This window comes from Archangium sp. (assembly GCF_057119385.1).
Genome location: NZ_DBNGVP010000004.1, coordinates 1 through 14,889 on the forward strand (window position 1 = coordinate 1; position 14,889 = coordinate 14,889).

Genomic DNA, 14,889 nt, shown 5'->3' on the forward strand with positions numbered 1-14,889 from the left:
GTGTACGACAACGTCGGCGGCGCGGTGATCATCGAGAAGGTGCCGACCCCGCAGACGGACCCCGGCGTGCTCGCCACCGTCTACTCCGGTGACAATTTCAGCGGCAAGGCCGTGGCGATCCGCTCCCTGGGAGCGTATGCGATGGACAGCGTGTGCGGCCCGGCCCTGGGATTGGGCGCGAGCAATGTGCTGGGTTTCCGTCCCCGCTCCATCCGGCTGGCCAGCGGCCGTCAGGTGAAGCTCCAGGGGTGGTACGGCAACCCCGGGGACACGCACTGCGCGGGACCCAGCGCCTCGCTGGTTCCATCCACCTGCGTCAATTCGAAGAACCTCTATGACGCGGGTTGCATCAGCAGCTGGGTGTACGACAACGTCGGCGGCGCGGTGCTCGTCGAGTAGAGCGAGCTGCCCTTTCAGGGGAGGGGGCGAGCGGGCAGTCTCACGGAGAACGTCGAGCCCTTGCCCGGCTCGCTCTCGACGTCCAGCGAGCCGCCGTGTGCCACCAGGATCTTCCGCGCCACCGCCAGCCCGAGCCCCACGCCGGGGATGGTTTCACGCGTGGAAGCGCTCCGGCGGAAGGGCTCGAAGATGCTCTCCTTCTCCGAGGGCGCGATGCCCACTCCCGAGTCCGTCACCTCGATGCGGTGACCCCCCTGCTCCGGCACGACGCGGATGCGCACCGGCCCTCCCTCGGGTGAGTACTTGATGGCGTTGCTCAGCAGGTTGTTGAGGGCCCGCTCGGGCGGAATCGTCCCGGAGCCGGCCCCGCTCGCGGCCAGCTTCAAGGCGGTGATGGGGTTGCGCAGATCATGGGCCACCCCCGCGAGGAAGCTCACCTGGGCCTCCCGCTGCCGCTCCAGCCGGGCCACCATGTCGTTGAAGGCCCGGGCGATGTTCCGCAGCTCCCGGGCGCCGAGCTCGGGTGCCGGCGTCCAGGAGGAGCCGAGCTGGAAGCCCACCAGTGCCCGCTGGAGGAGCTGCATCGGGCGGTAGACGAGGCGCTGCTCGGCCCAGAGCACCACCCCGACGCCCGTCAACAGCATCAGCACGGCGAGCAGCCCGATGAGATCGGCACGGTCGTCGCCGCATGAGGACGACCCCCAGGAGGGAGCCGTCACCATACCGATACGGGTGGGCAGGGGCTCCTCCCTGGCCGCCGGGTGACGACTTCTGGCCCATGGGCGCACCCACCGCATCGGCGGAAGAAGCAGGGGAGAGGATTCCTCGTTTTACAAGAATATCTTCTTGTGGTATGGATATCTTCCGTTGAGCCCGGAAAGCCCTGGACCCGGGTTTTCGGAGGAATACCCCCATGATGAGAGACCGGACTCGCTCCTCGTTCTCGCTCGTGCTGTCTGGACTGTTGCTGGCGGCCTGTGGCGTTGCCCCCGAGCCCGGGTTGGCGCCCACGGAGCCCCTGGGAACCCGGGAGGCGGCGATGTGCTCCGGCACGAGCGTCTCGGCCCTCGACTTCTACGGCATCAGCACGTACCAGGGCGAGATGGCGGGGAATGGAGGGTGGGCGGTGTCCGGCGGGGCCAACGCCATCTATCTGGACTACTACGTGGATGGCGCCCTCTACAGCTCCGAGTTGCGCATGGGTCTCTCCGGCACCTGGTACTTCAGCCAGGGGGGGATCTCCTGCGGCTCGCACTTGTTCGAGGTGAAGGCCTCCCCGGCGGTCATCGACAGCAGTGGGAATCAAACCTATTGCTGGATGTCCGGTCCCCGCGCGCTGTCCCAGTACGTCCAGGACGAGACCTGTGCGCCCCCTGCTTCCGGTGGCAATCCGTTCCGGTACGTGTCCGCGAGCGATCAACGCCAGGGCTGCTATGGAATCGCAGGCAGGAACTCCGCCTCTTGCGCGAGCATCAGCGACTTCAATGATCGGCAGATGTGTTACGGCCTCGCGACCGCCTCCCAGCAGCCCTGCACGTCCATGACGGATCGCAACATGCAGCTGGCCTGCTACGGCATGTCCATCAAGTACCCGTCCAACTGCCGCGACATCACTGACGCGAACATGCAAGCCTTCTGCTACGGGGTGTCGTACCAGAATGGCACGTATTGCAACAGCATCACCGACCGCAATACGCAGTTGTTCTGCTACGGGATGTCGAACCGGATCGGCTCCAACTGCCGCGACATCACCAACGCGAACGATCGGCAGTTCTGCTACGGCGTGTCGAGCAGCTACACCTCCGACTGCGCGTACATCCAGTAGGGGTTGCGGGCGGCGGGTTCGATTCCCGCCGCTTCCACTAGAAGTTGCCCGCCGCTCTGAGCCGCGCCCCTCTCCTGTGTTACCGAGCACGCTGGATGAGGGAGAAGTGGGCCTGGGTGAGCGCGCAGAATGATGGAGAGGCCCATGGCCGTGGCCAGGATTCCATCAGCAAGCCTGACGAAGAGGGAAGGAGGGGGAGGGTCCTGCGTGGAGGCCCGCCCCCGCGGGTCCGTGTCAGGCCGCGCCAGCACGCGTAGAGCACGTCGCCAGGAGGGCGGGCGGGGGCTCAGCGGCGGCTCAGTAGGAGTAGCCCTGGAAGCCGCTGCCGTTCCAGGTGATGTAGCCACCCACGAAGTTCTGCCGGGGCGCGCCGTTGGCGGAGTACTCGTCACCCGTGGGGAAGCCCAGCCAGCCCTCGCCACCGCCGTTGACCATGTACGCGTCACGGATGCCGCCGCGGACCATGTACGCCGTGCTGTAGCCGTTGCGGCGCATGCACATGTTGGGGCCGAGGTAGCCTCCCGTCATGTCCTGCGTCACGCCCGCGCCCCAGGTGTGCACGTACGCCGTGCCACCGCTGTCGAAGGGCAGGCCCGCCGCCGCCTGGCCCCCATTGCGGTTGTAGCAGTCCACGATGGACGGCTCGTACGCACCGCTGGCCCAGTAGCCCACCCGCGCCGACGTGTTGTTGTTGGCGTGGATGAAGCAGCTCGCCTGCGAGAGCGCGTACTGGTTGCGGCCGCTGCACGAGGCGTTCTGCTCCACCACGTTGGCGTACCCGCCGCTCACCGAGTCCACCACCGCCACGTGGCCCCACGTGTTCCAGTTGAACACCATCAGGTCTCCGTGCATCGGCTGGTAGCCGCTGCCCTGACGGTACACCGTGGAGCCCGCGGGCGCCCGGTCACACATCTGCGCCGCGTAATCCACCGGCCACATCTTCGGGCCCACGCCCCAGCGCTTGTAGAAGTAGCGCTGCGCCAGCTCCACGCACTGGTAACACAGGCCGAACTCGCAATAGCCCACACAGGAATAGCCCGTCCCCTGGCTCCCCGCGTTCGAGTACGCCGCGTGTCCGTCGATGCTCGCCATCACCGCGCCACACGCGCTGCTGCACGCCTCCTGCTCCCCGGTGCCCAGCTCCTCCCGCGTTGCCAGCTCCTCCTGCGTGTCCTCGACTCCCGCGCAGCCTGCCGCCACCGCGAGCAGCACCGCCATCAGCGTCGCGCGGATGAATCCATTCCGTGTCATCGGACTTCTCCCTTCCATACGGAGCCCTCGTTCCGGCCAGGCCCGACGGAGTCGTTGAAGGTGGGGTTTCCCGGCGCTCGTCTGGCGTCGGAGTGGGAAAAGCCATACACGATGACACGCGGGAATTTCAAGAAACGGGCGGATGGAAGGATTCCAGCGTCTTCGTATGTCCTTACATCCCTTACACGCCTTACATCCTCCCTTACAGCCCTTACAGCGCCTTACGCGCGCCCGTTTCCATGCAACTCGCGAGGGGGAAGATGCGATGATATGTCTCGAGCCGGGCATCGCATTGATTTCCCCCAGGCTCCGGATGGTTCCATGAGCTTCATTTCGCGCAAGTCCTCCCATTCCCCCTCCAACACGGCGAGTTCCCGGTCCCAGGGCACTGGGGACACCCCGCGCACCCACCGCGCCCCGAGCGAGTCCAAGCCGAACACGCCCCCGGGCTACTCGTCGCGCAGCTCCTTCGAGTCCAGCTCCGCGCCGCGCCGGTCCACCTTGAACATGATGGCGGCCGCGCGGCCGTCACCGGCCGATGGCATCCGCCCGAAGCCGGCATATGCCGCCGCCTTCCAGCCCCACCAGGTCGCTCCCAACGTCTCGGTCCCCACGAAGATCGGCGTCCACTGGGGCCCGGCGACGGCCTACTCCGACGTGGGCCGCATCAACGCGGTGGCGGATTCGCTGAAGGAGCGCGGCGTCGGTTTCGTCACGGTCATCGTCAACAGCGAGAACGTCGAGGCCCAGCAGGCCAGCATCAAGGCCCTGTTGGATCGCGGCATCGAGCCCGTCATCCGGCTGCTGCCCGGCAGCGACTACAACAAGACGATGGACCAGCTCTCCGACGCGGAGATGGAGTCCATGGCCAACGCCGCCAAGAAGCTCCAGGACATGGGCGTCAAGCTCATCCAGCTGGACAACGAGCCCAACCACGACGAGGGCGGCAAGCAGCTCTTCTCCAAGCTCGAGGCGCGCTACTCGCCCAACGCCACCGAGGCGCAGAAGCAGGAGTACGAGCAGGCCATGAACCGGTACGCCGACAATCTGGCGAAGACCATGTCCCTCATCGAGCAGAAGGCTCCTGGGATGGCGGTGGGCTTCGCGGCCTTCGCGCCGGGACGGCCGCACCAGGAGGAGATGTTCAACGATCTGGTGTGGAGGATGAAGTCGCACAACGATGCCTCGGGAGGCGAGCTCCTGAAGAACTCCTGGCTCGCCACGCACCCGTACAGCACCGGCCAGGAGGGGGACGGCGTCGCCCTGGCGGAGCACTGGCGGCACACGGCGGAGCAGGTGCTGGGCTTCCCCATCAAGTCGCTGGCCACCGAGGGCGGCAACGCCATCCGCCATGATCGCGCCACGACGGAGCAGCCCAGCTCCGACATCAACCTGGCCCAGATGCGCGCGGTGGCCAATGATCCCAACGCCACGCAGAACTACTGGCTCATCGGTGATCAGGTCCTCACCGGCAGCAGCGAGCCGGGCCCCTGGGAGATGGACTCGCTCGTCTACCTGAAGGAGGAGAACGGGCAGCTCGTCCAGAAGGAGAGCATCTTCTTCCAGAACATGCTCAAGGTGACCCGGGGCGAGATCGGCTGAGCGTCCGCCCCCGGACTCCACCCGACACCGGCGGCCCGCTCACACGAGGTGCGGGCCGAGGCTCAACGTTGGGCCTGGAGCGTCTGGACGCTCCGGGTACCGCCTCGCGACAGGGGGGCCTCGGTCTCCACCTGCAGCACGCGGCGCGCCTCGCTTTCGATCCACAGGATCATCTTCCGCGGCGCCTTCTCCGGCTCCTTCTCGCCGGTGGACTCGCGCAGCTCGACCTTGTAGCTCGCGACGTCCTTCTTCAGTCTCGCGAGACCCGAGACCGGGCCGGCGAAGGGAACGGAGACCCGCCAGGTGGAGAAGGGCGCTCCCGTCTCCATTCCCCCCGGGTCGAGCACCCGGACGCTCCCGGTGAAGCCCGGTGCCAGGGGAAGCGTGGAGAGGGCCAGCTCCAGCGGCGCACCCGGGAACAAGAGCGGCGTGTCTCCCACGTGCTGGTTGAACTTCACCGCACTGGCGCCCTTGCCCTCCGCGCGCAGGAAACCGTCGATGACTTCCAGCCGCCTCGAGGCACCGGGAGACCGGCTCACCCACCGGTAGGGAAGCAGGGTCTTCGCATCGAGCCAGAAGCGCTGCTCGAACGTCCCCGCCTGGGTGCGGCCCGTCTCGATGATGATGAGCGCGTCACGCTTCTTGTCGCGCTTGCGCTGGATGATGCGTTTGACCGTCGCCACGGAGAAGCTCCAGGGCATCCCCTCTCCGGGGAGCTTCTCCTGGATGCTCTGGTACTGGAGCATGCCTGGCTTGAGCAGCGAGGCCTGCACCCGCGCGGTGATGGAGGGAAGAGAGGGCTCGGGCCGGACCGAAGCGGAGGGCTCCGGGGTGGGCTGGGGCTCCGGAGCCAGGCTCGCGACGGCCTCGGACTTCCCCGGCGGGCCCTCCAGGCGAAAGGTGTTCATGAAGCGCTGGATGGCGTCCTCGGGGGGCAGCGTTTCACCGCCCACCTCGATGGCGGCGATCCGCGCGCCGATGAGCACCAACCGCCCCACTGTCCGATAGGTCGGCTCGTCGGTGGACTCGAGGCGGTAGTCGAGCGCGGGGAGATCGCCGACGTGTGTGGCCTCCTGGCGGACGATCCGGAAGCTTCCTTCCTCCGCACTCGTGTCCAGATGCTTCTGGAGGGACGCGGCGGGTGGCTTCGAGGACTCGGCCTGCGAGAGCGACGCGCTCAGGACCCACCCCTCCGCGGGGTACACATAGTGGCAGCCCGGCTCGTCCGCGTTCGCGTTCGCGTCGCAGGTGGGCGCCGCGGGAAACTCGATGCTGAACGGCCCGCCCGCGGGCGTCACCCGCTGGGGCGCGTCTCCGGGGGAGGGCTCGGCGGCCGAGGACGTGCCGCACAGCAGCGACAAGCCTACCGACAGACACAAGGACGCGACGACTCGCCGTGAACGGAAGCGCATGAGGGGGGTGTGTACCACGGTGGCCCCCGTGCCGTTCTACCCCGGGAGCGCGGGAGGAGCACCCGTTGTCAGCCCTGTCCCCGAGAGGCTAGAAAGTTCGGACCATGCCGACGAACGCTCCCGGACATCTGCTGCCCCTCGCGAATGGCTGGTCTCTCTGGAAGGACTTCTGCGTTCGTGGCGCGGGCTTCCCCGCGGAGGATGTGCTGCGGCTCGCCAGCCGGGAGCTCGCCTCGGCGGTGGACGCGTGGTTGGAGCTCGAGGAGCGCATCCGCGAGCTCCGTCAAACGCTCATCGCCACCCTCGACCGTGAACGGCAGGGGCTGCCTCCAGACGAGGCCCGCGCGCTCAACGGCGCCATCAAGCGGCTGGCCCGGGGAGGACTGCCCCAGGAGCTCCAGGCCGGGGACGAGGCCCGCACGCGCTTCGAGGCCCTGCGCTCCAGCCTGGCGGAGCTGGAGGCCGCCCGGGCCCGCCTGGACGCGCTGTTCGAGCGCGAGAGCACCCGTCTCGGCGAGGTCCTCCGGGCCCAGGCTCGCGACAGCCGGTTCCGCGAGGCCCTCGTGTGGCAGAACCGCGCCGCGCTCCACTCGGCCATCGAGCCGTTGCTGCGCAGCCCGCCGGATGAGCGTGGCGCCAAGGTCCGCACCCGGGAGCAGCTCGTCGCCAACTACCTCCAGCGCTACACCGTCAAGAACGACTCCATCGGCTTCTTCGGCCCGCTCGGCTGGGGCACCTTCTCCGAGGAAGGCCCCTCCGTCATGGCCCGGCCCGGCCCCTCGCTCATCGAGGGCCGCCGGGTGTCCCTCGACTTCTGGGCCATCGAGGCCCTGGCCCAGAAGTTCTCCAAGATGCCCGGCATCCGGCCGTGGCTCGCCCCCCGCCTCATGGCCTATGCGCGCATCGAGGGGCGCACCTTGCACATGCCCCTGGGCAGCGACGAGCTGTCCCCCACGGTGTTGCGCCTGCTCTCGCTGTGCAATGGCGAGCGGCTGGCCCGGGAGATCGCCCCCCCGGTGATCGCCGAGGGGCTGTTCACCTCGGAGGCGGACGTCTACGCGGCGCTGGAGGAGCAGCGGTCCCGCGGCGTCCTCGTCTGGGAGCTGGAGCTGCCCACCCTGGCGCTCGGGCGCGAGCGGGTGCTGCGGCAGCTGCTGGAGCGGGTGGGCGATGAGGCCGCGCGCTCCACCGCGCTCGCCCAGCTCTCGGAGCTGGAGGAGGCCCGCGAGGCCGTCGTCCGCGCGGCCGGAGACCCGGACGCGTTGGACCGGGCCCTCGGCGAGGTGGAGAGCCGCTTCAGCCGCCTGACGTCCATGGATGCCACCCGCAACGCCGGCATGACGTACGGCGGGCGCACCATGATCTACGAGGACTGCCGCCGGGGCCTCTCCGTGACGTTCGGTCCCGAGCTGCTCGACCGCATCCGGCGGCCCCTCTCGCTGCTGATGCTCGGCGGGCGCTGGTACAGCCACCAGCTCGGCCGCCGGTGTCATGAGGCCCTGCTCGGAGTCTTCCGCTCCCTGTGCGAGGGCCTGGGGACGGACACCGTGGAGGGCGTCCTGTTCTGGCCCGCCGCCGCCGAGCTCTTCCCCGAGAATGGCAAGCACCCCGCCTTCGCCGAGCCCCTGGTGGCCGACTACCCGGCGCGCTGGGCCCGCGTCTTCGGCCTGCCCCAGGCCCAGGGGCAGCGCGTGGTCGAGCTCACCTCGGATGCGATCGAGCCCCTCGTTCGCGAGCTGTTCGCCGCCCCCCATCCCGGCTGGCCCACGTCCCGCTACCACTCGCCGGATCTGATGATCAGCGCGAGGAGCCTGGAGGCCCTGCAGCGCGGCGACTATCAGGTCGTCCTGGGAGAGCTCCACTTCGCGGTCAACTCCCTCGAGCAGGAGTTCTTCATGGACTCGCACCCGGAGCCCGCGCGGCTGCGGGGCGCCATCGCCGAGGACGTGGGGCCGCGCTTCATCCCCGCCGTGATGAAGACCGACCTCTACAGCGGCCGCGGTGTCACGCCCCTCTCGGATCACCCCGAGGACGTGGTGTTCGAGTTCGGCGCCTCACGCTCCTGGCGTCCCCGCTCGCAGGTGGTGGCGCTCAGCGACCTGGTGATGCGGGTGGTGGACGGACGGCTCATGTCGTGCACCCGGGACGGCTCCCGGTGCTGGGACGTCATGCAGGTGGCGCAGATCATCCTCCCGGCCATCATGTTCCCGTTGCTGCCCCCGATGCCGTATGTGCCGCGCGTCACCCTCGACGGCCTCGTGGTGGCGCGCGAGGCGTGGCGCTTCCAGGTGGCCGAGCTGCCCTTCGTCCAGGCGCCCACCACCGTGGAGCGCTTCATCGGCGTGCGCCGGTGGGCCCGCGACCGGGGTCTGCCCCGCTTCCTCTTCTTCAAGGCCTCCTCGGAGCGCAAGCCCAGCTACCTGGACCTGGAGAGCCCCCACGCCGTGGACAACTTCCTGCGGATGCTCCAGGGCTCGCAGTCGGTGTTCGTCTCCGAGATGCTCCCGGCGATCGATCACACCTGGCTGCCGGATGCCGAGGGCCACACGTACACGAGCGAGTTCCGCATCGTCGCGGTGGACCCGGAGACCTGGCGGCCGGACTGAGGGCCTGCTCGAGCGCGTGTGGAGTGACGTCGCCACCTCGAGTGCTCTCCGGCCGGCGGGACAGGCTCCAGCCATGCTTGGCCCGGAGGGCCGTTTCGAGACACTTCCCGCGAGGCCCTCGCAGATGCCCCGGCGCTTCTGCCTCGGCGTGGCGAGCTGCCACCAGCCCTTCGATGACACGGGCGAGATGCACGAGCAGGGGCAGCGCCGCGGGCGCTACGGGACCCAGCCGGGCAGGGCGGCCGCCTGACGGATCCACTTCGCCAACCGCGCCTCGTCGAGCGGATCGTCCTCGTGGATGTCCAGGTAGCGCACTTCCTTTTGCTTGGACTCGCCGGGAGGGACAGGGCGAAGCGACGCGCCGCGGAAGAACGTCACCTTGATGTATTTCGTGAAGGTATGGAAGCTGAGGAACCAGCCCTGGCCCTCGACTCCGTAGAAGGGCGAGTTCCATTTGACCGCCTTGCGCACGCCGGGGACGGTGCGTGTGATGAGCGCGTCGAGGCGGCGCCCGGCGTCGCTCTTCCAGCCCGGCATGGCCGCGATGTAGGCCTGCACGGGGGCGTCGCCGTCGGCCTTCGCGATCTGAGGGTTGCCGCCCGCGAGGAGGGTCGGCTTCGCGGCCACCTTGCGTGGTTTGGCCGCCTTCGCGGCGACCTGCCTGGTGACGGCCTTCTTTGCTGCCTTCGCCGGCTTCTTGGATGTCTTGTTGGCCATTGCGTTCAATCTCACTTTCATCCGAGCCAGGAGAGGAGGGCGCGGACGGCGTCCTCGCGGCGCCGGGAGCTCTCCTGGACGCGCTGGAGCGTCCCCGCGAGCGCGCCCATGCCCTTCGAGGCCCGCTCGGGAGCGGTGCGGTAGTTCTCGGCGAGCTGCTCCAGTTGCTCGCGCAGCCGCGGGTGGCGCTCTCGCACCTGCGCGGGCCCGGTGTCCGGCTTCACCTCGGAGTGGAGCGCCGAGGCCAGCCGCTGCCACTCCTCGAGGCTCTGCCCTGTGCGTCTGGCGAAGCCACCGCGCACCATGGGCCTGACGAAGAACGGCATCGACGAGAAGTCGCGCCCCGTGTCCTCGAGGATGTTGCGGAGCGCGGCGACGAGCGTGACGGGGTCCTGGTTCATGGGGCGTGCAGCCTAACCCCACCGGCCCCCGGCTTCAGGCGGAACGTACAGGGGCGCCGGCCGAGGTGTTCTCGAGTGAAGCGATCAGGGACGAGGGCTCCAGGCGGAGCGGCAGGGCACGAGGCCCCCGGGCGATGATCGACCGCGACCAGTCGAGCTCCTTCCGCTGGAGCGAGAAGCCCCGGATGCGCGAGAAGAGCGCCTCCAGGCCGAGGCGTGCCTCCAGCCGTGCGAGCATCGCCCCCAGGCAGTAGTGGGGCCCGTGGCCGAAGGCGAGGTTGCTCGGGCTGTCGCGGTCGAGCAGGAACCGGTCCGCCTGGGGGAAGCGGCTCTCGTCGCGCATGGCCGCGCCCACCAGGGCCACGACGAGGGAGCCCCGGGGAATCGTCACACCGGACAGCTCCACGTCCTCCGTCGTCAGCCGGAGGCTGCTCTGTCCCGGTGGCTCGAAGCGGAGCACCTCCTCGATGAGCCGGGGGATGAGCGCGGGATTCTCGCGCACGCGCTCCAGCTCCCGCGGATGCTCCGAGAGCACCACCATCGTGTTGGCGAGCAGGTACACGGTGGTCTCGACGCCGGCCGGCACCAGGCCGAAGAGGAAGCTCAAGACCTCCTCGTGCGTCAGCTCACCGCGGAGCAGCTCGCTCACGAGATCCTCTCCGGGCCAGGCGCGCCGCTGCTCGATGAGCGCGTTGAAGCAGCGCTCCATCTCCTGGAGGCTGTGGCGGATCTCCTCCTGGCGCTCGGGCGAGGGCTGGCTGGCGGGGATGCTGACCAGATCATCCGCCCAGTGCTTCAAGCGCGGGGCCATGGCGGGCTCCAGGCCGAAGAAGAGGTTCAATACGCGGGCCGGGAGGGGCAGGGCGAGCTCCGCGATGAAGTCCACCTCCTGGCGGCGCACGGCGGCGTCGGCGAGTTCCTCGGCGATGGCGCGGATGCTCGGCTCCAGCCGGCTCAGCGCCGCGCCGTTGAAGGTCCGGCTGACGAGGGCCCGCAGGCGCGTGTGCTCCGGTGGATCCTTCATGACGAGCGAGTCCGCCGTGGGGTTCCGCTCCAACCAGGGCGGCCGGAAGCTCCGGCCCAGGCCCGCCGAGGAGAAGCGCCGGGGATCCTTGAGCACGGTCACCACGTCGTCGTAGCGGCTGACGGCCCACATGCCGCCCGGCTCCACCTGGCACACCGGCCCGCGCCGCAGCTCCGCGTACAGCGGATAGGGATTGGCTCTCACCTCGGGGGTCATCAGGTTCAGCGGCTGGCTCATGGTTCCGTTCCTCGTGTGAGGGGTTGCGGAACCCAGGAGGGCAAACGGCGGGCCAGCGCTCATCGCTCCGGAGTTTCAGAGGAGAGCGGGTTCACGAAGGTGGCGCCCGGGCCGGCGGTATCGGTCGAATCGACCGGGTGGGTCTTCCAAAGTGGAAGAGCGGGGGGGGGCTCCGTGGGGTGGGAGGCTCTGGTAGAGTCCGAGCGCTCGGGAGGAGCGTGTCATGTTCATCACGGTGCTGTGTGTGCTGCTCGCCATGCTGCAGCCCTTCGTGTTGTCGGTGCTGGCGCGCAGCTCCACGCGGAGGGGTGACTACCTGCCCAGCCCTCGCGAGTACAACGAGGGCCTCACCGGCTGGCACAAGCGGGCCCACTTCGCCCAGCTCAATGCCTTCGAGGCCTTCCCGCCGTTCGCCGCCGCCGTCGTCCTGTCCTGGTTGGCCGGCGTCCCCCACGGGCGCATCACCCTGTTGGCGGTGCTGTTCGTCGTGTTCCGCATCGGCCATGCCGCCTTCTACCTGGCGGACAAGCCGGGCCTCCGCAGCCAGAGCTGGAAGCTGGCCATGATGGCGGTGGTGGCCCTCTACGTGCTCACGCTGGTGCAGCTGGGCTAACGCTCGAGAACGAGCAGCTCCACGCGCCGGTTGAGCTCCCGGCCGCGCGCGGTGAAGTTGGGCGCCTTGGGTTGCGTGTCGGCGAGGCCCTGCGTCTCGAGGCGCGATGGCTCCAGGCCCGCGCCCACGAGCAGCTCCATCACCGCGCGGGCCCGTGCCTCGGACAGCTGCTTGCGCGCGCCCTCGTCACCCTCCTGGTTGTGGGTGTGGCCCTCGATGCGCAGCCGCCAGGTGGGGTTGCGCACGAGCAGGTCCACCAGCTGCGAGAGGCTGGCGCTGTCCGGCAGGGGAACGGGCTTTCCCTCGGGGAATCGCAGGGGTTTGGGCAGCTCCACCCGGCCGTTCTTGTCCTTGGCCAGCGCCTTCTTCGGCGCGCGTACCAGCGCGAAGTCCAGGGGCTGCGCGGTGCCTCCCTCGAGCCTCACCCGGCGCGTCTGGGCGAGGAGGCCGGGCGCGAGGACGTCCGCCACGTAGTCGCCCGGCGCCACCTCCACCTGCACGGGCGCCCGGGCCCCCTTCTTCAGCGACACCTGCTGCGCCGTGGCCCCGCGCAGCGAGACGGTGGCCGCCACGGGTTTCAGGCTCGACAGCACCCGCACCAGCAGCTTCGCCTTCTGCTGCCGTGCCGGGGGGGCCGGAGTGGGCGCTGGCCGCGGTGCCTCGGCCTTCTTCGCCGGGGGCGGAGGCGGAGGCAGCTCGGGGAGCGCGACGTCCTCGAGCTTGGCGATCATCTCCATGTTCACGCCGTGCGCCAGCTTGACCTTGAGCCGCGGATCCTTCGCCTCCGGGACCAGCACGGTGGTGGCCGTCACGTCCACGCGCAGCCCGTTCTGCGTCTGGAAGTTGAGTGTGGAGGTGAGGTTCCACAGCAGGCCGGACGTCGGGCTGAACATGTTCCACGACGCGTCCATGTAGACGACGTTGGTCACCAGCGTGTGCGGCCCATCCTTGACCTGCCGCGTCACCAGCACGTGCGGCCCCGGCGAGCCGATCTTCTCCACCGGCGGCGTGGGGAGCGGCTCTCCGTCCAGCGTGAAGTGGACCTCATCGAGCCGGTACTGCGTGGGATCCAACCCCACGAAGAGCAGCCGCATCTCCGGCGGCGGAGTGTTGACCATCTCGCTCAGCTGCCGGTCCAGCTCCGTGCGCACCTGGTCGACGGAGGGCGGCTCCGCGGCGTGCACCACGCCGACAGAGAGCACCAACGAGACCACGGTGGGCTTCAGCAGGGAGTCCAAGGGAGCGAATTCAGGCCTTTGACGCATAGCATCTCACGCCGGACGGCTCCTCCCCACTTCTCGGACAAGCCCGGTTGGAGGACAGGCGTCCTGTCTTCCTGCTATAACTTCTTATTCTCGGCCACTTCGAGAGGCTCCTTCACCCCCCCCGCCTCCAGGAGGTTCTTCCATGCACTTGTTTCCCAGGTCCGCAGGCCTGGCCCTCGTGGCCGCCTGCGCCGTGCTGCTCGGTGTGAGCGGCGAGGCCCATGCCACCGCGGGCGTGGTCTTCGTTCACGGCACCGGCGATCAGTCCGTCAGCTCGGCCACCAGCGGCTATTGGACCCAGAGCTCCATTGACACGATGCGCAATGGCCGGCCCTACCTCATCGTCGGCTATCCCGGCGCGAGCTGCGCGGGCTTCAGCCAGTGCAGCTGGGGCTCCATCGTGGATCAGATCGTCCCGTGGGTGAACGCCAACGGCATCTCCAGCTTCACCGTCATCACCCACTCCAACGGCTCGAGCCCGCTGCGCTACATGCTGGCCCACACCGGTGCGGTGAGCGCCAAGGGCTACGCCGTCAGCCAGGTGACGAGCAAGATCTCCCAGGTCATCTTCTCGGCGCCGGATCTGGCGGGCACGCCGCTGGCGGACCAGGTGACGACGAGCGGCTCGTTCCTCAACATCGCCAACAGCGTCGTCGAGTTCTTCGGCGGTGGCAGCTACAACAACCCGGCCGTCGTGCAGCAGCGCATGGACAACATGCGCGTGTACAACTCGAACGGCACCTTCGGCGGCACCCAGGGCGCCACCTCGGTGGGTGGCAAGCCCATCTCCGTGGTGCGTGGCAACCGCGTCTACGCCAACCTCTTCTCCAGTGACGCGCACTGCGGTGGCTACCTGTACTCCATTGGCCTCAAGGCGGCGGCGCTGCTCGGCTGGGGCAGCTTCAACGCCGGCACGGACGGCTTCATCGGCAATGACAGCTCCGGCTACTTCGGCAACATCATCATCGACGACGGCCGCCTCAACCACCACCAGTCGCGCCGCAGCTGCCACAACAGCGGCAACATCATCGCGCAGAAGGTGGCCAACGCCCCCATCCCCGCGCCCTCGCAGCAGACGTACGCCCCCGAGTACGCCGTGTCGGAAGCGGCCCAGGCCTGCAACAACTACGCGTCCGGCTACGCCACGGACTTCATGACCGGCAACACGGTGTGGAAGTACGGCTGCACCACCACCCAGCTCAACAACGGCTACATGGAGCCCGACTGCCTCATCGCCTATGGGCGCTCCAGCGGCTACACCATTCCGAGCACGGCGAGCTGGAACCCCTTCATCAACCCCTCCTACTACCCGACCTGGAGCCAGGTGTGCCCCGACTCGTGGCATGGCGACGGCATCTGCGACGCGTGCCTCGTGGCCAAGTACGGCTTCGATGCCACCACCGGCTCCACGGGCGCCAATGACTGCGTGCGCTCGCCTCCGGGTGGCTCCAACTGGTGCGGTGCCCTCGCCTGGGACACCTGGTACGGCTTCCACAACTACACCGTCGTGAAGGCGCTTCACTGAGCCCGAGAGAGA

General features: G+C 68.8%; 14 protein-coding genes. 7 read left to right on the forward strand and 7 right to left on the reverse strand.

What is annotated here, in order from left to right:
• Window positions 1–399: hypothetical protein (locus tag AC16DP_RS01865; RefSeq protein WP_483956605.1), on the forward strand; the 399-nt coding region annotated here is incomplete at its 5' end.
• A 14-nt stretch (window positions 400–413) separates the two neighbouring features.
• On the opposite strand, the gene AC16DP_RS01870 is transcribed toward AC16DP_RS01865, so the two are convergent.
• The gene (locus tag AC16DP_RS01870) at window positions 414–1,043 is read right to left on the reverse strand and encodes a HAMP domain-containing sensor histidine kinase (protein WP_329734528.1); all 630 of its coding nucleotides are present in this window, start codon (window positions 1,041–1,043) and stop codon (window positions 414–416) included.
• 269 nt (window positions 1,044–1,312) lie between these two features.
• On the opposite strand from AC16DP_RS01870, the gene AC16DP_RS01875 reads away from it, so the two are divergent.
• Entirely contained in the window at window positions 1,313–2,224 is a 912-nt protein-coding gene (locus tag AC16DP_RS01875; protein ID WP_329734445.1) for a hypothetical protein, read from the forward strand.
• A 297-nt stretch (window positions 2,225–2,521) separates the two neighbouring features.
• On the opposite strand, the gene AC16DP_RS01880 is transcribed toward AC16DP_RS01875, so the two are convergent.
• Window positions 2,522–3,475: a CHAP domain-containing protein gene (locus AC16DP_RS01880; protein ID WP_329734446.1), complete on the reverse strand. Its 954-nt coding sequence runs from the start codon at window positions 3,473–3,475 to the stop codon at window positions 2,522–2,524.
• Window positions 3,476–3,796: 321 nt separating this feature from the next.
• Here AC16DP_RS01880 and AC16DP_RS01885 point away from each other — a divergent pair, with 321 nt between their 5' ends.
• Complete coding sequence (locus AC16DP_RS01885; RefSeq protein WP_329734447.1) at window positions 3,797–5,077, forward strand: hypothetical protein; 1,281 nt, start codon at window positions 3,797–3,799, stop codon at window positions 5,075–5,077.
• A gap of 62 nt (window positions 5,078–5,139) precedes the next feature.
• Here AC16DP_RS01885 and AC16DP_RS01890 read toward each other — a convergent pair whose 3' ends face one another.
• Window positions 5,140–6,489 (reverse strand): hypothetical protein, encoded by a 1,350-nt coding sequence (locus AC16DP_RS01890; protein ID WP_329734448.1) that lies wholly within the window; start codon window positions 6,487–6,489, stop codon window positions 5,140–5,142.
• A gap of 104 nt (window positions 6,490–6,593) precedes the next feature.
• Here AC16DP_RS01890 and AC16DP_RS01895 point away from each other — a divergent pair, with 104 nt between their 5' ends.
• On the forward strand, window positions 6,594–9,095 hold the full coding sequence (locus tag AC16DP_RS01895; protein ID WP_329734449.1) for a lantibiotic dehydratase: 2,502 nt from the start codon (window positions 6,594–6,596) through the stop codon (window positions 9,093–9,095).
• Window positions 9,096–9,168: 73 nt separating this feature from the next.
• Window positions 9,169–9,345 (forward strand): hypothetical protein, encoded by a 177-nt coding sequence (locus tag AC16DP_RS01900; protein ID WP_329734450.1) that lies wholly within the window; start codon window positions 9,169–9,171, stop codon window positions 9,343–9,345.
• On the opposite strand, the gene AC16DP_RS01905 is transcribed toward AC16DP_RS01900, so the two are convergent.
• Genes AC16DP_RS01905 through AC16DP_RS01915 form a run of 3 tightly spaced genes read right to left on the reverse strand, consistent with a single transcriptional unit; the run spans window position 9,312 to window position 11,474 of the window.
• Window positions 9,312–9,812, reverse strand: coding sequence for a DUF1801 domain-containing protein (locus AC16DP_RS01905; protein WP_329734451.1), 501 nt, complete (start codon window positions 9,810–9,812; stop codon window positions 9,312–9,314). The genes AC16DP_RS01900 and AC16DP_RS01905 overlap by 34 nt on opposite strands.
• Before the next feature lie 17 nt (window positions 9,813–9,829).
• Window positions 9,830–10,213 carry a hypothetical protein gene (locus AC16DP_RS01910; RefSeq protein WP_329734452.1) on the reverse strand — a complete coding sequence of 128 codons (384 nt, stop codon included), beginning with the start codon at window positions 10,211–10,213 and terminating at the stop codon, window positions 9,830–9,832.
• Between the two features lie 34 nt (window positions 10,214–10,247).
• Window positions 10,248–11,474 (reverse strand): cytochrome P450, encoded by a 1,227-nt coding sequence (locus AC16DP_RS01915; protein ID WP_329734453.1) that lies wholly within the window; start codon window positions 11,472–11,474, stop codon window positions 10,248–10,250.
• A 223-nt stretch (window positions 11,475–11,697) separates the two neighbouring features.
• Between AC16DP_RS01915 and AC16DP_RS01920 the strand changes: the two genes are divergently transcribed.
• A complete protein-coding gene (locus AC16DP_RS01920) occupies window positions 11,698–12,087 on the forward strand; it encodes an MAPEG family protein (protein WP_329734454.1) in 390 nt (129 codons plus the stop codon).
• On the opposite strand, the gene AC16DP_RS01925 is transcribed toward AC16DP_RS01920, so the two are convergent.
• Complete coding sequence (locus tag AC16DP_RS01925) at window positions 12,084–13,325, reverse strand: OmpA family protein (protein WP_329734455.1); 1,242 nt, start codon at window positions 13,323–13,325, stop codon at window positions 12,084–12,086. The two genes, AC16DP_RS01920 and AC16DP_RS01925, sit on opposite strands and share 4 nt — an antisense overlap.
• Window positions 13,326–13,494: 169 nt before the next feature.
• On the opposite strand from AC16DP_RS01925, the gene AC16DP_RS01930 reads away from it, so the two are divergent.
• Window positions 13,495–14,877, forward strand: coding sequence for a hypothetical protein (locus AC16DP_RS01930; RefSeq protein WP_329734456.1), 1,383 nt, complete (start codon window positions 13,495–13,497; stop codon window positions 14,875–14,877).
• Window positions 14,878–14,889: the final 12 nt, after the last annotated feature.

Excerpts from the sequence above, each read along its gene's own strand:
- AC16DP_RS01870 (WP_329734528.1), bottom strand. The coding sequence starts at position 1,043 with ATGCTGTTGACGGGCGTCGGGGTGGTGCTCTGGGCCGAGCAGCGCCTC.
- AC16DP_RS01875 (WP_329734445.1), top strand. The coding sequence starts at position 1,313 with ATGATGAGAGACCGGACTCGCTCCTCGTTCTCGCTCGTGCTGTCTGGA.
- AC16DP_RS01880 (WP_329734446.1), bottom strand. The coding sequence starts at position 3,475 with ATGACACGGAATGGATTCATCCGCGCGACGCTGATGGCGGTGCTGCTC.
- AC16DP_RS01885 (WP_329734447.1), top strand. The coding sequence starts at position 3,797 with ATGAGCTTCATTTCGCGCAAGTCCTCCCATTCCCCCTCCAACACGGCG.
- AC16DP_RS01890 (WP_329734448.1), bottom strand. The coding sequence starts at position 6,489 with ATGCGCTTCCGTTCACGGCGAGTCGTCGCGTCCTTGTGTCTGTCGGTA.
- AC16DP_RS01895 (WP_329734449.1), top strand. The coding sequence starts at position 6,594 with ATGCCGACGAACGCTCCCGGACATCTGCTGCCCCTCGCGAATGGCTGG.
- AC16DP_RS01900 (WP_329734450.1), top strand. The coding sequence starts at position 9,169 with ATGCTTGGCCCGGAGGGCCGTTTCGAGACACTTCCCGCGAGGCCCTCG.
- AC16DP_RS01905 (WP_329734451.1), bottom strand. The coding sequence starts at position 9,812 with ATGGCCAACAAGACATCCAAGAAGCCGGCGAAGGCAGCAAAGAAGGCC.
- AC16DP_RS01910 (WP_329734452.1), bottom strand. The coding sequence starts at position 10,213 with ATGAACCAGGACCCCGTCACGCTCGTCGCCGCGCTCCGCAACATCCTC.
- AC16DP_RS01915 (WP_329734453.1), bottom strand. The coding sequence starts at position 11,474 with ATGAGCCAGCCGCTGAACCTGATGACCCCCGAGGTGAGAGCCAATCCC.
- AC16DP_RS01920 (WP_329734454.1), top strand. The coding sequence starts at position 11,698 with ATGTTCATCACGGTGCTGTGTGTGCTGCTCGCCATGCTGCAGCCCTTC.
- AC16DP_RS01930 (WP_329734456.1), top strand. The coding sequence starts at position 13,495 with ATGCACTTGTTTCCCAGGTCCGCAGGCCTGGCCCTCGTGGCCGCCTGC.